This is a genomic window from Streptomyces sp. ICBB 8177 (assembly GCF_003144095.1).
Taxonomy (GTDB): domain Bacteria; phylum Actinomycetota; class Actinomycetes; order Streptomycetales; family Streptomycetaceae; genus Streptantibioticus_D.
The window spans coordinates 1848024-1865552 of sequence record NZ_NSKH01000018.1; the positions used below are offsets into that span (position 1 = coordinate 1848024).

General features: G+C 73.7%; 15 protein-coding genes. 8 read left to right on the forward strand and 7 right to left on the reverse strand.

Annotated features, from left to right (window positions below; genetic code table 11):
* Nucleotides 1-19: 19 nt before the first annotated feature.
* The 3 genes from CK485_RS16785 (at nucleotide 20) to CK485_RS16795 (ending at nucleotide 2168) form a co-directional block, all read left to right on the forward strand.
* On the forward strand, nucleotides 20-643 hold the full coding sequence (locus CK485_RS16785; protein ID WP_109451433.1) for a Uma2 family endonuclease: 624 nt from the start codon (nucleotides 20-22) through the stop codon (nucleotides 641-643).
* Nucleotides 644-687: 44 nt separating this feature from the next.
* Nucleotides 688-1494, forward strand: a complete 807-nt coding sequence (locus tag CK485_RS16790) for a class II aldolase/adducin family protein (protein WP_109451435.1) — start codon at nucleotides 688-690, stop codon at nucleotides 1492-1494.
* Nucleotides 1495-1625: 131 nt separating this feature from the next.
* Nucleotides 1626-2168 carry a DoxX family protein gene (locus CK485_RS16795; protein WP_109453105.1) on the forward strand — a complete coding sequence of 181 codons (543 nt, stop codon included), beginning with the start codon at nucleotides 1626-1628 and terminating at the stop codon, nucleotides 2166-2168.
* Here the strand turns inward: CK485_RS16795 and CK485_RS16800 are convergent.
* Both CK485_RS16800 and CK485_RS16805 read right to left on the reverse strand, forming a co-directional pair.
* On the reverse strand, nucleotides 2165-2398 hold the full coding sequence (locus CK485_RS16800) for a hypothetical protein (RefSeq protein ID WP_109451436.1): 234 nt from the start codon (nucleotides 2396-2398) through the stop codon (nucleotides 2165-2167). The genes CK485_RS16795 and CK485_RS16800 overlap by 4 nt on opposite strands.
* Complete coding sequence (locus CK485_RS16805; protein ID WP_109451437.1) at nucleotides 2385-3776, reverse strand: PspC domain-containing protein; 1392 nt, start codon at nucleotides 3774-3776, stop codon at nucleotides 2385-2387. Before CK485_RS16805 ends, CK485_RS16800 begins: the two co-directional genes overlap by 14 nt.
* 209 nt (nucleotides 3777-3985) lie before the next feature.
* On the opposite strand from CK485_RS16805, the gene CK485_RS16810 reads away from it, so the two are divergent.
* The 3 genes from CK485_RS16810 (at nucleotide 3986) to CK485_RS16820 (ending at nucleotide 6371) form a co-directional block, all read left to right on the forward strand.
* Complete coding sequence (locus CK485_RS16810; protein WP_109451439.1) at nucleotides 3986-5260, forward strand: PspC domain-containing protein; 1275 nt, start codon at nucleotides 3986-3988, stop codon at nucleotides 5258-5260.
* On the forward strand, nucleotides 5257-5955 hold the full coding sequence (locus CK485_RS16815) for a response regulator transcription factor (protein WP_109451441.1): 699 nt from the start codon (nucleotides 5257-5259) through the stop codon (nucleotides 5953-5955). Before CK485_RS16810 ends, CK485_RS16815 begins: the two co-directional genes overlap by 4 nt.
* 62 nt (nucleotides 5956-6017) lie before the next feature.
* Nucleotides 6018-6371, forward strand: coding sequence for a hypothetical protein (locus tag CK485_RS16820; RefSeq protein ID WP_109451443.1), 354 nt, complete (start codon nucleotides 6018-6020; stop codon nucleotides 6369-6371).
* An 86-nt stretch (nucleotides 6372-6457) separates the two neighbouring features.
* Here the strand turns inward: CK485_RS16820 and CK485_RS16825 are convergent, their stop codons facing one another.
* Nucleotides 6458-7573: a C40 family peptidase gene (locus tag CK485_RS16825; protein WP_109451445.1), complete on the reverse strand. Its 1116-nt coding sequence runs from the start codon at nucleotides 7571-7573 to the stop codon at nucleotides 6458-6460.
* Nucleotides 7574-7905: 332 nt separating this feature from the next.
* On the opposite strand from CK485_RS16825, the gene pcrA reads away from it, so the two are divergent.
* Complete coding sequence (gene pcrA / locus CK485_RS16830) at nucleotides 7906-10416, forward strand: DNA helicase PcrA (RefSeq protein ID WP_109451447.1); 2511 nt, start codon at nucleotides 7906-7908, stop codon at nucleotides 10414-10416.
* 70 nt (nucleotides 10417-10486) lie between these two features.
* Here pcrA and CK485_RS29670 read toward each other — a convergent pair whose 3' ends face one another.
* Both CK485_RS29670 and CK485_RS16840 read right to left on the reverse strand, forming a co-directional pair.
* Nucleotides 10487-11140, reverse strand: a complete 654-nt coding sequence (locus CK485_RS29670; protein ID WP_241968371.1) for a M23 family metallopeptidase — start codon at nucleotides 11138-11140, stop codon at nucleotides 10487-10489.
* A 443-nt stretch (nucleotides 11141-11583) separates the two neighbouring features.
* Nucleotides 11584-12498 (reverse strand): alpha/beta fold hydrolase, encoded by a 915-nt coding sequence (locus CK485_RS16840; protein WP_199239436.1) that lies wholly within the window; start codon nucleotides 12496-12498, stop codon nucleotides 11584-11586.
* 506 nt (nucleotides 12499-13004) lie between these two features.
* Here CK485_RS16840 and CK485_RS16845 point away from each other — a divergent pair.
* Nucleotides 13005-13418, forward strand: a complete 414-nt coding sequence (locus tag CK485_RS16845; RefSeq protein ID WP_109451453.1) for a cobalamin B12-binding domain-containing protein — start codon at nucleotides 13005-13007, stop codon at nucleotides 13416-13418.
* A gap of 198 nt (nucleotides 13419-13616) precedes the next feature.
* Here CK485_RS16845 and CK485_RS16850 read toward each other — a convergent pair whose 3' ends face one another.
* Both CK485_RS16850 and CK485_RS16860 read right to left on the reverse strand, forming a co-directional pair.
* The gene (locus tag CK485_RS16850; RefSeq protein WP_109451455.1) at nucleotides 13617-15245 is read right to left on the reverse strand and encodes a DUF5691 domain-containing protein; all 1629 of its coding nucleotides are present in this window, start codon (nucleotides 15243-15245) and stop codon (nucleotides 13617-13619) included.
* Nucleotides 15246-15889: 644 nt separating this feature from the next.
* On the reverse strand, nucleotides 15890-17287 hold the full coding sequence (locus tag CK485_RS16860) for an SWIM zinc finger family protein (RefSeq protein WP_109451456.1): 1398 nt from the start codon (nucleotides 17285-17287) through the stop codon (nucleotides 15890-15892).
* Nucleotides 17288-17529: the final 242 nt, after the last annotated feature.

The following is a 17529-nucleotide window of genomic DNA, read 5'->3' on the forward strand; positions in this document are numbered from 1 at the left end:
AACGACGAGACTGCCTGTCATGGGAGCACTGATGACCGTCGATCCGCGACGCGCAGGGGACCCGGACTACGAGTGGCCACGCCCGCCCGCGGGCGGTTACACGTCGGACGACCTCGACCGGCTTCCGAACCTGCCGCCGCACACGGAGCTGATCGACGGGAGCCTCGTTTTCGTGAGCCCGCAGACCCGATTCCACCTTCGTGCCATCCGCCTGCTGGAGTACGCACTGCTCGCGCAGGCACCGGACGAGTACGACGTGGACCGCGAGTTCAGCGTCGAGCTGGACCGGCGCGACCGTCCCGAGCCGGATCTCGCCGTGACCAGGGCAGAAGCGGACCGGGGGCCGAAGCAGACCAGACTCCTACCCGAAGACGTCGTCCTCGTCGTCGAGGTCGTCTCGGAGGAGTCCGTGGAACGCGACCGCGAGGTCAAGCCGCGCAAGTACGCCGCCGCCGGCATCCGCCACTTCTGGCGGGTGGAGGGCGACGACGGCCGCCCCGTGGTGTACGCCTACGAGCTGGACCCGGCCACCAAGACCTACGCGCCCACCGGCATCTTCCACGACCAGCTCAAGACCCGCGTCCCCTTCGACATCGAGATCGACCTCACCGCCATCAACGAACGTCCACGGGATCGGCGCTAGCGAACCCCTGGTCAACCGGTGTACCTGGCGGTAACTTCCGTCGCATGACGGACACCAGCGCGCGCCCCGCTCCCGAGCCGATACCCACCGACCAGCTCCAGTTCGCCCTGCCGCCGTCGTTCGGTGACGACGTCGCCGGTGAGCGCCGGTACCGCAAGGAACGCCTCGCCGCCGCCCTGCGGCTCTTCGGGCGGTTCGGCTTCGAGGAGGGCGTCGCCGGACACATCACCGCCCGCGACCCGGAGTTCACCGACCACTTCTGGGTGAACCCGTTCGGGATGTCCTTCAAGCACGTCACCGTCAGTGACCTGATCCTGGTCAACCACTCCGGCCAGGTCGTCGAGGGCCGGTACCACGTCAACCAGGCCGCGTTCGCCATCCACAGCCAGGTGCACCGGGCCCGTCCCGACGTCGTCGCCGCCGCGCACAGCCACTCCACGTACGGCCGCGCCCTGTCCGCGCTGGGCGAGCCGCTGGAGCCGATCACGCAGGACGTCTGCGCGTTCTACGAGGACCACGCGGTGTTCGACGACTACACCGGCGTCGTGGTGGACGCCGAGGAGGGCCGCAGGATCGCCGGGGCGCTCGGCCCGCACAAGGCGGTCATCCTGCGCAACCACGGCCTGCTCACCGTCGGCGACTCGGTGGACGCGGCGGCCTGGTGGTTCATCACCATGGAGCGTTCCTGCCAGGTGCAGCTGGCTGCGAAGGCGGCGGGCAAGCCGGTGCCGATCACCCACGAGAACGCGGTGCACACCCGCGACCAGCTCGGCAACGACCTCGTCGCCTGGATCAACTACCAGCCGCTGTTCCAGCAGATCAGCCGCAGCGAGCCGGACCTGTTCACCTGAGCCGGGGCGAGGCGGCCTTCCGGCTGCGCCGGTCGGGTGTACCGCTTGAGCGGATCGCTCCCGTACCCCGTACACCCGGTCACACAGGTTGAATCGGAAGAATCGGTGACGTGATGACCGGAATCGACGCGATGAACCACACGACCACTGGCTCGAACCCGAACCACCGCGCCGGCGGCGGACCGAGCGGACTGCGTGCCCAAGCCGCCCGCCACGCCCTGCTGCCGCTGCGCGTCTTCCTCGGCGTGACGTTCGTCTACGCCGGTCTGGACAAGCTCACCACGCCGGCGTTCTTCTCCGGAAGCGGGCCCGACGCCCTGGTGACCACCCTGCACGCGGTGCGCGACAGCGCCGCCATACCGGGGCTGGTCGACCTCGCCCTCAGGAGCCCGGCCGGGTTCGGCTACGCGATCGCGTTCGGCGAGCTGGCCGTGGGGATCGGCACGCTGGTCGGCCTGCTGGGCCGGGTCGCGGCGGCGGGCGGCGCGCTGATCTCGCTGAGCCTGTGGCTGACGGTCAGCTGGTCGACCACGCCGTACTACTACGGCAACGACCTCGCCTATCTGATGGCGTGGCTGCCGCTGGTGCTGGCCGGGACGCCCTACCTGTCACTGGACGCGCTGCTGGCGGCACGGCGCCGACGGCGCGGGACGTCCGGCGCGGTGGACGCCTAGGACCGCTTGCGGCGGCGGCGCTGCCGTACCGCCTCCGTCGCCCCCGCCGTCGCGCCGGTCAGGGCCAGGCCGATGCCCAGGGTGGGCGCGAGGAACCACGTGTCGGGGTGCCACAGCCCGGCCGCCTCGCAGCCGAAGGCGGCGGCGATGCCCAGGAAGAGCAGCCCGGCCACCAGGGACGCCGGTTCGAACCGCGGCTCGCGCCGGGCCTCGTCGTCAGGACTGGTCACGCAGCACCTCCAGCTCTCCGGTGCCCAGGCGCAGGTCGAGGGCGATCGTGCCGCCGGACGCGGTGCCCTCGGGGGGCGCGAGGGTGACGGAACGGTTCTGGTCGGGGGCGACCCTGACCTTGTGCTCGCCGTCGCCGAGCCGCACGTCGCCGACGCCGACGTGGGCGGTCACCCGCACGGTGGCGTTCCGCGGCACCCGTACCTCCAGGCGTCCGGCGCCCACCGACACGGACGTCGCCGTCGTCGCCTCGCGCCGCGGCGCGAGCCCGCTCAGGTCGAGCGCCGCCTCGCCCGCGCCCAGGTCGTAGTGCGGCCGGACCTGGGCGGCGGTGGCGGGACGCCAGGTCACGTTCTCCCACCGGGTGCCCACCGAGGGCGGCACCAGCGAGGCACCGGCCAGCAGGACGCAGGTCAGCACCGCCCACGTGATCGTGCCGCCCGCCCGGCGTCCGGTGAACGCGGCGACGACCAGGCCGAGTCCGAACACCGACAGCGCGGCGACCAGACCGATCTCCAGGATCGTGCGCAGCGCGTGCCCGTGCCAGGTCACCGTGGTCCCGATCCCGCAGGCGGCGACCGCCAGCAGGAAGGTGATCGCGCCGAGGTAGGACCGCCGCGGTCGGCTGCCCGTCGGCCGGTCCGCGTCGCCGTCCCGCTCCTTCTCGTACGAGTACGCGCCCTCGTAGCCGGAGGAACCGGCGCCCGGCCCCTCCTCCGGTCCCCACAGGTAGCGCGTCCCGCGGCCGTCCGAGCCGCCGCCCGCCGGGCCGTACGCGTCGGACTTGTCGAACGACACCGCCCCCGCGCCGGTCGTCCGCCACCACGAGGGCGTCGCGGTGGGCGGCGGCTGCGCGGCAGGCGGCGCGTCGGCGGCCTGGCCGGAGGCGCCCGCCAGGGAGCCCTCGCCGTCGCCCTGCCCCGCGCCCGGCATCGTCCTGCGCCGCCACGACCAGTAGACGGCGCCCACGGTGGCGGCGGCCAGGCACAGCGAGAACGCCTGGTTGTCGCCGTTGTCGATGGTGGACAGGAACAGCCCGGAGCCGACCAGCGTGCTCAGCACGGCGGTCAGCGAGCCGCCTTCGAGCCGTCCGGACAACAGCCTGCGCAGCTCCGTCTCGTCCTCGCCCTCCATCGGGATCAGCAGCCAGCCGATGCCGTACGAGATGAGGCCGATGCCGCCGGTCAGGGCGAGGACGGCGATCACGACGCGGAAGACGACCGGGTCGATGCCGAAGTACCGGCCCAGGCCGCCGCACACGCCGCCCAGCACCTTCTGGCGGCGGCTGCGGGTCAGCGGCCTGCGCGCCGGCCCGGTGTCCCGCGCGGCCCAGGAGGCGTCGGAGGAGCCGGTGGTGACCCCGGTCGTGTCGTCGGTCATGCGCCCATCGTGCCGGGTGGGGGAGGCCGACCGGTATCCGTGACGACCCTGGCGGGACCCTGATTCGGGGTCGGGGCACCCGGCGGGCGGTCGGGCCGGGTCCCCGACAGCACCTCGGCGAGGATGCCGCGTCCGCGACCGGCCGCGTCCGGGGTTCCCCGGGGACAACCCTGATGCCGGACCGCCTCCCGCCGTGTGACCATCAAGGCATGTCAGCCACGTCCGCGCCCGCGCCGCCCGCCGGGCCCGCCCGCGACGCCTCCGACGACCCGCCCCCGCCGCGGCTCTACCGCAGCTCCGAGGGCCGGATCATCGGCGGCGTGGCGCGCGGGCTCGCCGGGCACCTGGGCCTGCCGGTGACGTGGGTGCGCGTGGTCTTCGTCATCCTGGCCACGTTCGGCGGTCTCGGCGTGCCGCTCTACGCGGTCTTCTGGTTCGTCGTGCCGCTCGGCATCGGCGGTGTGGACGCGGCGTGGGAGCCTCGGGACGCGCGGTTCTGGCTGGCCGGGCGCAGGCCCGATCGCGGGTCGGTCCTCGCGCTGGTGGTGATGGTCGGTGGCCTCGCGGTCGTGGTGGACAACCTTCACCTCGGCGCCGCCAACGCCTACGTCTGGCCGATGCTGCTGATCGGTGCGGGCGTCGCGCTGGTGTGGCGGCAGGCGGACAACGCGCGGCGCGCCCGCTGGGTGGAGATGAGCCGGGGCAAGCGCTTCTGGCCGCTGGCGCGCGGCGTGGGCGGCGTGGTCCTGGTGGCCGCCGGGGTCACCGCGTTCCTCGTGCTCCAGGGCTCCGCCCGCCACCTCGGCGCGATCGTGCAGGCGTCGCTGGCCGTGCTGGTCGGCATCGCGCTGCTCGCGGGCCCGTACGTCGTGCGCATCACCCAGGACCTGTCGGACGAACGCATGATGCGCATCCGCGCGCAGGAACGCGCCGAGGTCGCCGCCCACGTGCACGACTCCGTGCTGCACACCCTCACCCTGATCCAGCGCAACGCCGACGACGCTCGCGAGGTGGCCCGCCTCGCCCGCGCGCAGGAACGCGAACTGCGCGCCTGGCTGTACCGGCCGGAGGGCACCGGCCGCGAGGACGAGCCGGACACCCTGGCCGATGCGGTGCGCCGCGCCGCCGCCGAGGTCGAGGACCACCACGGGGTGCCGGTCGAGGTCGTGTGCGTGGGCGACTGCCCGCTGGAAGGCGCGCTCGGCGCGTTGATGCAGGCCGCGCGTGAGGCGATGGTCAACGCGGCCAAGTACGGTGGCGGCGGGCCGGTGCAGGTCTACGCGGAGGTCGAGGACGGCCGCGTCTTCGTCTCGGTGCGCGACCGCGGTCCCGGCTTCGACCTGGACGCGGTGCCGGACGACCGCATGGGCGTACGCGAGTCGATCATCGGCCGGATGCGCCGCAACGGCGGCGAGGCACGGCTGCGCGCCGCGCCCGGCGGGGGAACGGAAGTCGAGTTGGAGATGGAGAGGTCGGCGGCATGACCGAGGAAACCCAGGAGACCCAGGGGCCGGCGGCCCGTCAGGTGCGGGTCGTGCTCGTCGACGACCACCGGATGTTCCGCACCGGGGTGCAGGCGGAGATCGGCGAGACGTCCCGTACCGGTGTCGAGGTGGTCGGCGAGGCGGCCGACGTCGACCAGGCCGTCACGGTGGTCACGGCCACCCGGCCCGACGTCGTCCTGCTCGACGTCCACCTGCCGGGCGGCGGAGGGGTCGAAGTGCTGCGCCGCTGCGCGCCGTTGATGGGCGACACGGAGCAGCCGGTGCGCTTCCTCGCGCTGTCGGTCTCGGACGCGGCAGAGGACGTCATCGGCGTGATCCGCGGCGGCGCGCGCGGCTACGTCACGAAGACGATCACGGGTCCGGACCTGGTCGACAGTGTCTTCCGGGTCGCGGACGGCGACGCGGTCTTCTCCCCGCGCCTGGCGGGCTTCGTCCTCGACGCCTTCGCCTCGACCGACGCCCCGCCGGTGGACGAGGACCTCGACCGCCTGACCCAGCGCGAACGCGAGGTGCTGCGGCTGATCGCGCGGGGCTACGCGTACAAGGAGATCGCCAAGCAGCTGTTCATCTCGGTCAAGACCGTCGAGTCCCACGTCTCGGCGGTCCTGCGCAAGCTGCAACTCTCCAACCGCCACGAGCTGACGAGGTGGGCCACGGCCCGACGGCTGGTGTGAACCCGGGGTGGGTACGGGGGGCGGCCTCAGGGCCGTTGGGCGGGCTGGTTAGGCTCGCCGGCATGGACGTGCTCACCCACCTGTTCGTCGGGCTCCACATCATCGGTATCGCCGCGCTGCTCGGTGGCGTGCTCACCCAGATGAACGCGATGCGCGGCGGCGGGGCCCGCGTCGTGCCCGCGATGTTGCACGGCGCGCTCACCATGCTGGTGACCGGCATCGTGCTGGTCGGGCTGAGCGAGGCACAGCACGTCCACCTCAGCGTGCCGAAGATCGGGCTGAAGCTCGCGTTCCTCGTGGTCATCCTCGGCCTGGTCTACGTCAAGCGGGACGAGGAGACCGTCGAGAAGGGCGTGGTGGCGACGGTCGGGGCGCTGACCGTCGCCAACATCTTCATCGCCGTGCTGTGGACCTGATCCCGCGGGTCTTCTGACCCGCTTCGCGCCGCCGGTGCGCCGATCCGCCGCCGCGCTCGGTCGGCGCCCGACCTGGCCCGCGCCCCTTATGCCGGACGCGTCACCCCGTAGATCGGCATCTCCGTGACCGGCTGGACGTCCACCACCGCGCCCGTGTGCGGGGCCTGGATCATCTGGCCGTTGCCGATGTACATCGCCACGTGGCTGATGTCGCTGTAGTAGAAGACAAGGTCGCCCGGCTGCATGTCGTCGACCGGGACGCGGGTGCCCACCTTGACCTGGTCCCACGTCGTGCGCGGCAGTGTCACGCCCGCCGCCGCCCAGGCCGCCTGGGTCAGGCCCGAGCAGTCGTAGGAGTTCGGGCCCGTCGCGCCCCACACGTACGGCTTGCCGAGCTGTGCCCTGGCGAACGCGATCGCCTTGGCCGCCTTCGCCGCGAACGACGCGTCGGACGAAGAGCCGCCGGACGACGAGCCGCCCGACGACTGCTTCGCCCGCTGCCTCTGCTCGGCCGCCAGCTTCGCCGCCGCCCGCGCCGCCGCCTCCTCGCGCTGCTTCTGCAACGCGGCGAGCTTCGCCTTCTGCTGCGCGGTGAGGCTGTTGAGCAGCCCCTGCGCCTGCGCGAGCTTCTTCTGCACGGTCGCCTTGTCGCGCGCCAGCTTCTGCTGCGAGAGCGTGAGCGCCTGCACGCCGCTCGCGGCGCGGGCCCGGGCGTCGGAGGTCCTCGCCTGCTGGGTCTCGTAGTCCGACAACGCCTGTTGCTGCCGCTGGGTCATGCGATCGAGGGTGTGCGTCTGCTCGAACAGCTGCTGGGGGTCGGAGGCGAGCAGGAACTGCGCCGTCTGCCCGAGACCGCCGGTCCGGTACTGCGCGTCGGCCAGCTGCCCCAGCGTGCGCCGCGCGTCGTTGAGCCGCTGGGCGCCCTGGGCGAGCTGGTCCAGCAGCGCGTCGGCCTCCCGGCGCCGGCCGGCGGTGTTCTGCGCGGCCTGGTCGTACCGGTCGGCGGCCAGCTCCGCCTGGTGGTTGAGGGAGTCCACCTCGGCCTGCACCTGGGCGATGGTCGGCTGGGGCCTCGCCGGGGCTGCGGAGGCGTTCTCGCTGAGCAGGGTGACGGTCGCCAGCGCGGCGGCCGTGATGCCGATCGCCGCGCGGGGGCCGGGTATCGCGGCGATGCGGGGGGACGGTTTGCGGTGCGACGCCATGGACGGCGCTCCTTCCGTGGACCGCCCGCCGGTGGCTTGTTCCGCGTGCGGCGGCCGTCGGCGTGCCGGAGGGGAGCCCCGGAAGGCGGAGGCGTACCGCACCGGCACTGCGCCGGTGGTGGGGGACGGCCGCCTTGGCCGAGCACGCTAGCGAACCCGTGGGGTGGGTGTGAAGCCTGAGACGTGATCTGTCCGAAATGCTTTCGTGATCTACGGCACGGCCGGTCGGCGCGTCCGGCACCGAGCCAGGTCAACGCACCGGCCACCGCACCGGTCACCGTTTCCGGGACGCGCCGCGGGCTGTCGGTGCCGCCGCCTAGACTCGTACGACGATGAGCAGCCTCTTCGACGACAACTTCCTCGCCTCGCTCGAACCGCCCGCGGACGAGGCGCCCCCGCCACCGGACGACGACGCCCACGCGGCCCACGAGGGCGCGCCGCCCGCGGGCCACGACGAGCCGGACGACCTGTTCGGCGGTCGCTTCGACGTGCCCGCGCCCCGGGACGCGCACTACCGTGACGGTGTGGCCCGCCCCGTCGTCGATGCGGCCGCGCTGCTCGACGGGCTGAACGAGCAGCAGCGCGCCGCCGTCGTCCACTCCGGCTCGCCCCTGCTCATCGTCGCCGGCGCGGGGTCGGGCAAGACCCGCGTGCTCACCCACCGCATCGCCCACCTGCTGGCCGACCGCGGTGTCCACCCCGGCCAGATCCTCGCGATCACGTTCACCAACAAGGCCGCGGGCGAGATGAAGGAGCGCGTCGAGCAGCTCGTCGGCCCGCGCGCCAACGCGATGTGGGTCTCCACGTTCCACAGCGCGTGCGTGCGCATCCTGCGCCGGGAGAGCAAGCACCTGGGCTTCACGTCCAGCTTCTCGATCTACGACGCGGCCGACTCCAAGCGCCTGATGGCCCTGGTCTGCCGCGACCTGGACCTCGACCCGAAGACGTACCCGCCGAAGTCGTTCAGCGCCAAGGTCTCCAACCTCAAGAACGAGCTGATCGACGAGGAGACCTTCGCCGGGCAGGCGGAGAACCCGTTCGAGAAGAAGCTCGCCGAGGCGTACGCGCTCTACCAGGCCCGGCTGCGCGAGGCCAACGCGCTGGACTTCGACGACATCATCATGACGACGGTCAACCTGCTCCAGGCGTTCCCGGACATCGCCGGGCACTACCGCCGCCGCTTCCGCCACGTCCTCGTCGACGAGTACCAGGACACCAACCACGCCCAGTACACGCTGGTGCGCGAGCTGGTCGGCACGCCGGGGACCGTCGAGCCGGACACCGCCGTGCCGCCGCAGGCCGCCGACCCGGACGAGGCGATGGCCGAACTGTGCGTGGTGGGCGACGCCGACCAGTCGATCTACGCGTTCCGCGGCGCGACCATCCGCAACATCCTCCAGTTCGAGGAGGACTACCCCAACGCGACCACGATCCTGCTGGAGCAGAACTACCGCTCCACGCAGAACATCCTGACCGCCGCCAACGCCGTCATCGAGCGCAACACCAGCCGCCGCCCGAAGAACCTGTGGACCGAGGCCGGCGCGGGCCCGGTGATCACCGGCTACGTCGCCGACACCGAGCACGACGAGGCGCAGTTCGTCGCCGAGGAGATAGACCGCCTCACGGACGCGGGCCACGCCAAGCCCTCGGACGTCGCGGTCTTCTACCGCACCAACGCGCAGTCCCGTGTGTTCGAGGAGATCTTCATCCGGGTCGGCCTGCCGTACAAGGTCGTCGGCGGCGTCCGCTTCTACGAGCGCAAGGAGGTCCGGGACGTCCTGGCCTATCTGCGCGTGCTGGCCAACCCCGAGGACACCGTCCCGCTGCGCCGCATCCTCAACGTGCCCAAGCGCGGCATCGGCGACCGCGCCGAGGCGATGATCGACGCGCTGGCGCTGCGCGAGCGGATCTCCTTCCCGCAGGCGCTGCGCCGGGTCGACGAGGCGTACGGCATGGCCGCGCGCTCGGCGAACGCGGTGCGGCGCTTCAACGAGCTGCTGGAGGAGCTGCGCACGATCGTGGAGTCCGGCGCGGGACCGGCCACCGTGCTGGAGGCGGTGCTCGAACGCACCGGCTACCTGGCCGAGTTGCAGGCGTCCACCGATCCGCAGGACGAGACCCGGGTGGAGAACCTCCAGGAACTCGCCGCCGTCGCCCTGGAGTTCGAGCAGGAGCAGCCCGAGGGCACGCTGGCGGACTTCCTGGAACAGGTCGCCCTGGTCGCCGACTCCGACCAGATCCCCGACGAAGGGGAGGGGGAGGAGAGCGGCGGGGTGATCACGCTGATGACGCTGCACACCGCCAAGGGCCTCGAGTTCCCCGTGGTGTTCCTGACCGGCATGGAGGACGGCGTCTTCCCGCACATGCGGGCCCTCGGCCAGACGAAGGAGCTGGAGGAGGAACGGCGACTGGCGTACGTGGGCATCACCCGCGCCCGCGAGCGGCTGTACGTGACGCGGTCGGCGATGCGCAGCGCGTGGGGCCAGCCCGCGTACAACCCGCCGTCGCGGTTCCTGGAGGAGATCCCGCCGACGCTGATCGACTGGAAGCGCACCGGCGGTTCCTCCCCGTCGCCGAAGGCCTCGGCCGGGTCGTCGGTACTGGCCTCCGGCGGGCGCGGTGGCGGCGGCACGTCCTCGCGGTTCGCGACGCGGCGGGCGGGCGCGCGGGAGCGCGAGGTGGTCGCGCTCACGGTCGGCGACCGCGTCACGCACGACTCGTTCGGCCTCGGCACGGTCGTCGCCGTCAAGGGCAGCGGGGACAACGCGGAGGCGACGGTGGACTTCGGCGGCGAGAAGCCGAAGCGGCTGCTGCTGCGGTACGCGCCGGTCGAGAAGCTGTAGGGCTGCCTGGGCTGTCGCAGGGCTCACCGCTCGCCGTCGTTGCAGGGCTGACCGCTCGCGTTCTCGGGGCTCAGCGGGGGTCGAGGCCGTGGGCGAGCAGCCAGGGCAGCGGGTCCACCGGCGCCCCGCCGTGCGGCCGCACCTCGAAGTGCAGGTGCGGCCCGGTGGTGTTGCCGGTGTCGCCGGAGTACGCGATGACCTCGCCCGCGTGGACCGCGCCCGAGGTGACCCGCGCCGCGCTCAGGTGGCAGTACCAGGTCTGCGTGCCGTCCGGCGCGGTCAGTTCGACCATGTTCCCGTACGACGGGTTCCACTTGACGCGCACCGTGCCGTCGGTGACCGCCCGCACCGGCGTGCCGGGCTCCACGGGGAAGTCGATGCCGGTGTGCATGGACAGCCAGTGCGCGCCGGTCTCGCCGAAGTACGCGCTCAGGCCGCGCTGGGCGACGGGCAGGACGTCGTGCGGCACGTCTCGCGCTCGTGCCTGGCGTCGCGGCAGAGCCGCGCGGCGGCGGGCGCGGTCGGCGGCGGGGGTGGCGGTACGTGCGGTGGCCCCCGAGGCGGTCGTGGCGGCGGCCGTCCCATCGGCGCCGTCATCGGGGCGCTGGTGGACGGCCGTTGACGCGGCGTCGGTCCGCGGGTGGCCGCCGCCGTGGTGCCCGGCCGCGAAGCTGCTCACCGCCGCCGCGGCCACCCCCAGCAACGCGAACGAGGGCACCGCCACCGTCAGCAGGGTGAACCGCTTCGGCGGCGTCTTGCGACGCCGTCCCCCCGCCCGACCACGAGCCCGGCCACGAGCCGGCCGCCGATGCCGGGCGGGCCCGCCGGCGGGGGAGTCGGGGACACGGGTTGCGGCCCCGGGCGGGGGGAGATCGGGGACGTCGGCGGGGTCGGTCCGGGCGGTGGCGGAGTCGTCGTACGCGCTCCCGTACGAGGCGGTCGGCGGCTCGTACGGTTCGCCGTACGCGTACGCGAACCCGCCATCGTGACCACCGGGCAACGGACCGAAAAGCGGATCGTATTCACGATCGTCCACCGTCGACATCTCTTTCGCGTCGGCGTCATGACAATGATCGGCGACTGTATACCGATGTGACAGAACCGGACAATGCCCAGGAATTTCGGGCATACGCGCGAGGAGTGCGAGTGGGGGACGACTCGGACGACTCAGGCCGCGTCGACCGCCTCAAAACTCCCGGAATCGCCTCGCAATGCCTGCCGTACTCCTGCCACGACCTGCGCGTTCACCGCCATCGCGAGATGGCCGACGCCATGCACACCGATATTCTCGATTATCAGATCCGGATGATCGATCCGCGCGGATTCCGTGGGCGCCATGATGTGGTCGGCGTCGCTCCAGAACGCGATGAACCGGGTGCGGCAATCGGGCGCGGGAAGCGCGAGTTCGGCCATCAGCGCGGAATGCGGTCGCATTTGCCGTACGACCGGATGCGGATCGGCGAACGGCACCGCTCGTGTCCCCGCGTGCGGCGTCGCCAGCGTGACCAGCGTCCGCACCCGGACGTCACCGCCGAGCCGCTGCGCGTAGTACCGCCCGATCAGCCCGCCGAGACTGTGCCCGACGAGGTCGATGCGCGGACTGCCGGTGCGCTCGCACAACTCCTCGACGTGGCGCCCGAGCAGCGCGGCCGCGTGCCGGACGTCGCTCGTCAGCGGCGAGTAGTTGAGCGCGCTCACCTGCCGCCAGCCGTGCCGGCGCAGGTTCCGGCGCAACGGGGTGAAGACGGAACGGTTGTCCACGAACCCGTGCAGCAACAGCACCGGCAGCTGCCCGTCGGCGCCTGATCCGGTACGGGCTTCGATGTCCGCGACGGGAACGGGCGCGGGCACGGGCCCGGCCACCGGCGTGCGGCCGGAGGGACGGGGCGGGCCGGAGGGGGCGTACGGAGCGTGCGGGGCGTGCGGCGGGCCGGAGGGCTGTGCCACCGCGGGGGGCGCGGTGCGCTGCCGGGGTACGAGCGCGGGGGGCGGGGGCTCCTGGAGGACGCCGGTCGGGTAGAGCAGCAGGTGCCCCGCGAGCACCGCCATCTCCATCATCGTCACCCTGGCCGCGGCGGCCATCCGCCACAGTCCGTACGGATTCCGGGTCTCGTCGGTCGTCTTGCTCGGGTCGCTGCTGTCCATGGCCTGCCTCCCCGCGCGGCGTACGCGGGCGGCATCGTCCCCGTACGCCCTTGAGGGCAGCCGTAGGGCAGGCGTGAGCGGCTCGGCGGGCGGCCGGGCCGGTACACGGGCCGGGCTGATGGCGTGCCGACGCGAGAGGTGGCGGTCGGCGGCCCGCTCGCACCGCCGTGCCGGGCGGCTGACGGCACGGCGGCGCGGGGCCTGGCTGCGGCTCCCCTGGCGCGCGCGGCCCCCTCGCCACGGAGTCCGGCTGTGGCGTGACGCCGGATCACGGAGGGCGGGACTCGGGCCGGGCGCGCCGTGAATATGTCCCACGTGTGATTTCCCCCTCCCCCCGCGCCGCGAAACTGCCTCGTGCGGGATGCTGGGGGATAACGTTCGTTCACAACATGAGTTCCGATGGCAGCGTCGGCAGCGATGGCACGGCAGGCATGGAGGCAGTGATGGGTGTGTCGGGTCCGATCCGCGTGGTGGTCGCCAAGCCGGGGCTCGACGGCCACGACCGCGGTGCCAAGGTCATCGCCCGCGCGCTGCGGGACGCGGGCATGGAGGTCATCTACACCGGCCTGCACCAGACGCCGGAGCAGATCGTGGACACCGCGATCCAGGAGGACGCCGACGCGATCGGCCTGTCCATCCTGTCCGGCGCCCACATGACGCTCTTCGCCAAGGTCATCGAACTGCTCGGCGAGCGCGACGCCCGCGACATCCAGGTCTTCGGCGGCGGCATCATCCCCGAGGCGGACATCCCGCCGCTCAAGGAACTCGGCGTCGCCGCGATCTTCACCCCCGGCACGACCACCGGCGACGTCGTGACCTGGGTCCGCGAGAACGTCCGCCAGCCCGCGGAGGCGTAGCCCGCCCCCCGGGCAGCCCCGGCCCGCCGGCCGCACCCGGCCGCACCAGCCTGTCGGCAGCGCTCGGCCTGCGGCGCAGCGCCCGTCCGCCGGCAGCGCCCGCCCGCACGGCCCGTCGGCCGCGCGCGCCCGCACCGGCCCGTCGGCAGCGCTCGGCCTGCGGCGCACCGCCCGTCCGGCTTGCCGTGCCCCGGCGCCCTACGCGTCCGGGGCCGGCTGGGCGCGCGTGTCCGGGGGTGTCTCGGCGTGCGCGTCCGGGGCGAGCTCCGCGTGCATCGCGGCCCGCAGCCGCAGCGTCCCCACCAGGCGCTGGAACGCCTCCGACCAGTAGCCCCCGGCGCCGGGTGAGCCGTCCGGCGGTTCTTCGGGTATCGCGGTGAGCGGCTCCAGCCGGTCCGCCTGCGCCGGGTCGAGGCAGCGCTCCGCCAGCCCCATCACCCCGCTGAAGCTCCATGGATAGCTGCCCGCCTCCCGGGCGATGTCCAGTGCGTCCACCACCGCGCGGCCCAGCGGTTCCGCCCACGGCACCGCGCACGCCCCCAGAAGCTGGAACGCCTCCGACAGCCCGTGCGCCGCGATGAACCGCGTCACCCAATCCGCTCGCTCCTCGCGCGGCAGCACCGACAGCAGCTTCGCCGGATCGCCCACCACGGAGGCCGTACCGCCCGCGTCCGCCCGCTCCGGCGGCGGCCCGAGCAGCGCCCGCGCCCACGCGCCGTCCCGCTGCCGCACCGCGGCCCGGCACCAGGCGGCATGCAGGTCCGCCTGCCAGTCGTCGGCGACCGGCAGCGCCACGATCTGTCCGGGCGACCGCCCGCCCAGCCGCTCCGTCCACACCCCCAGTGGCGCGGCCTCCACCAACTGCCCCAGCCACCAAGCCCGTTCGCCCCGGCCGGAGGGCGGTTTGCGGACCACTCCGTCGCGCTCCATCGCCGCGTCGCACTCGTGCGGCGCCTCCACCACGATGCGCGGACCGACCCCCGTACGGTCCAACGCCACGCAGCTGAGCGCCCGCGCCCCCATCCTTGTGGCCAGCGCGGAACCCGGCAGACATGCCAGCAACTCCGCGGCCGTCGCCCGCACGTTGCGGCTGCGGTCGGCGAGCGCCTGCTCCAGGAACGGCTCGTCGTCCGCCGACAGCCGCTCCCGCAGCGAGTCCAGGAACAACAGCCGGTCCTCGGCCCGCTCCCGCCCCCACGTCGAACGCAACAGCGCCAGCCCCTCGGCCGGATCGCGCTCCCGTATCGAGGTCAGCACCGCGACGCGCTCCGCGAACAGCCCCTCCTCCCACAACCGCCGCGCCGCCTCCGGGTCGTCCGCCGCCTGCCCCGCCGCGCCGCGCCCGCCGGAACGCAGCGCGAACCGCCAGTCAGGGTTCAGCTCCGCGAGCCACAGCCCGCGCGGTCCGGCCAGCGCCAGCGCGTCGGGCCGCAGATCGGTCCTGGCCCGCGCCGCGTCCAGCAACGCGGGCAGCACGGCCTCGGGAGCGCGATATCCGTACGACGTGGCTGCCGCCAGCCACTGCGGCAGCAACTCCGCGAGCGCCGGAGCCGTCCCGCGCCGCCCGCCCCCGCCCGAGCCGCCGGCGCCCACGCGGTCGCTGAGCAGCATGGTGAGCCGAACCCGGGCCGCCGCGGGGAGCGGTGGCCGGGGGTCGTGCTGTGCGGGCGCGGGCCGGGGCGCGGCGGGCGCGGGCCGCAGACCCGCCCGCCTGCGCACGGTCTCCACGGCCGCGGCGTCCAGCAGCGCCCGCGCCGGGTCGTCGCTCGCGCCGGGCAGGCAGTCGGGCCTACGGCGGTCGGTGCCGAGCAGGGCGGCGGACAGCAACTCCTCCCAGGAGGGATGCGGCTGAGCGGGGGCGCCGCCGGGAGTCGGCCCAGGCGCGGGGGCCGGGGATGGGGCAGGGTCGGGCGCGGGCCGGGGTGCCGCAGCGGGGGGCGGAGCCGGGGCGCGGGCGGGCCGGGGTGCCGCGGCGGTATCGCGGATGTCCGGGCCGGGCCGCCCACCCGGGGGGCTGTCGAAGGCTGCCCGCCTGCGGGACCCGGGCTTCGCAGGCTGGGCAGTGCCGGCCGACCCGGCTGGTCCAGCGCATCCTTCCGGTCCTGCCGGGCTGGTAGGCCCGGCAACGTCCCCCGCCGGCCCTGCGGGCCCGGTCGGCCTGGTTGCCCCGGCCGGCCCGGCAGCACCCTCCGGTCCCGCAGGGCTCGCGCTGCTCGCGTCGGTCCCGGCAGCGGGTGAACGCGGTTTCGTCAGTGCCATGACTGTTCTCCCCCTTCTGACTTCTGAGCGTGTCGTTCTGCACTCGGCGCCTCACGCTGTCGTTCCCGTGAGCGCGGTCGTGACCTTGTACGCGGCCCGCGGTATGCCGTACTCGGTAAGCGCGGTCGCGCGGTCACGGCCGCGCGGTTGACGCAGCCGTCTCGCCGGACGGCATCGCGGCGGCCGACCCCCGTACGGCTGCCGCGTGCCGTTCACAGCCGTACCGGGTCGCCCGGGGCCTGAGGTGACCAGGCCGTCAGGGGCGTGAAGCCGCGATGGCCCAGCGCGCCGAAGACGGTGACCGGGGCGCCGCCCGAGACCGCGGCCAGCCGCCACAGGCCAGGGCGGTCCAGGCGTCGGGGATCGACCGGCAGCGCCGAGTCCCCTTCCGCGTCCGCCAGTTGCCAGCCCTGCGGCGTCGGCACGGGCACGACCTGGCCCAGCACGACCGGCCACTCGTCCAGCCACGGATCGGCGCGCAGTGCCTCCCCGTACGCCCCGAGCGCGTCCCCGACCGCTACTCCGGCCGGTATTCGGCCCTGCTCCGGCGCGCCGTGCTGAGGTCCGAGCGCGGCGCGCAACGGGAGGGCGGCGGGGTGGTAGGCGAGTTCGGCGTCGACGATCCGGCCGACCGGAAGCGACAACTCCGGCGTGCGGCCCGCCGCACCGAACCCCAGGAGCAGCGCGGGGCGCCCCCGTTCCGTACCGAGCAGCCATATCCGCCGGGTCGTCAACTGCCCGTCCAGTGAGTCCTGCTGGGACAGCACCAGCCAGCGGTCCCGAACGGTGGGGCCGGCGAGCAGTTCCGTGGTGTCCGCGGTGAAGCCGACCCGGGTACGGACGGTGGCCGCCAGGCCCTCGGGCAGCCCGTCACAGCCGAGGTAGCCGCGGGCCAGCAGATGAAGCAGGCTCTGCTCCTCCAGCAGCCGCGTCGGCCAGTCGCCACCGGACCCCGGTATCACCGCCAACTCCCGTGCTCGCGAGGCCAGTCCGGGGGCTTGGGCATCCACCATGCGGGCGGCGACCTCCTGCCAGATCCGCCGGTCCTCGTGGCCCGCGGAGGCCAGGCCCGACCGCAGGGTGTCGGCCAGCCGCTGGTCCAGTTCCGCCGCGCCGGAGGCCACCCGGGACGCCCTGCGCTCCGCCCTGCGCCGGGCCGCCGCCGGATCGGCCACCTCGGCCCTGGGCGTGCGTCGCCGTGTCGCCGAGGCCTGGCGCCCAGCCCGCCACTCGCGCACCCACTCCGGCGCCTCGGCCCCCTCGATGCCGCCCTCCCGGCCCTGGGACCACAACAGGAGGAGCCCCAGGGCGTGCTTGCACGGGAACTTACGGCTGGGGCACGAGCACTTGAAGGCGGGAGCGGCGACGTCCACGACCGTGCGGTACGGGGTCTTGCCGCTGCCCCGGCACAGGCCCCAGACCATGAGCGCGTCTGGGCGCCCGTCGTCCCCGGCCGGGCCCCCGCCGCCCGGCGGCGCGCAGCCCTCCGAGGTGCCCGTGCCGGACCACGGGCCGGGCACGCCGAGCTTGGTGCCCGCCCTGCTTGACGCGGCGTCAGGAGCGAATGCGAGCACCTGCTCGGCCGACCACCGCTGTTCGGTGTCCTCCATGTCCGCAACGCTACGAGCGGCCACTGACAACCGGCTCTGACCTGCGGGTTCGCTGGTTCGGAGGGGTGTTGTCAGTGGTCGGGTGCAAGGTGGATTCACAGGCGGCCCACGGGGGTTGGACGAGGGCCGTGCTGCCCGCGCACGGCCTCGTTCGGGCGCGGCCGTTTCCACATCTTCAGGGGGAAGCCATGTCGAACAACGGGGTCGAGGCATCGCAGAGCAGGACTGAGGAATCCGGGGTC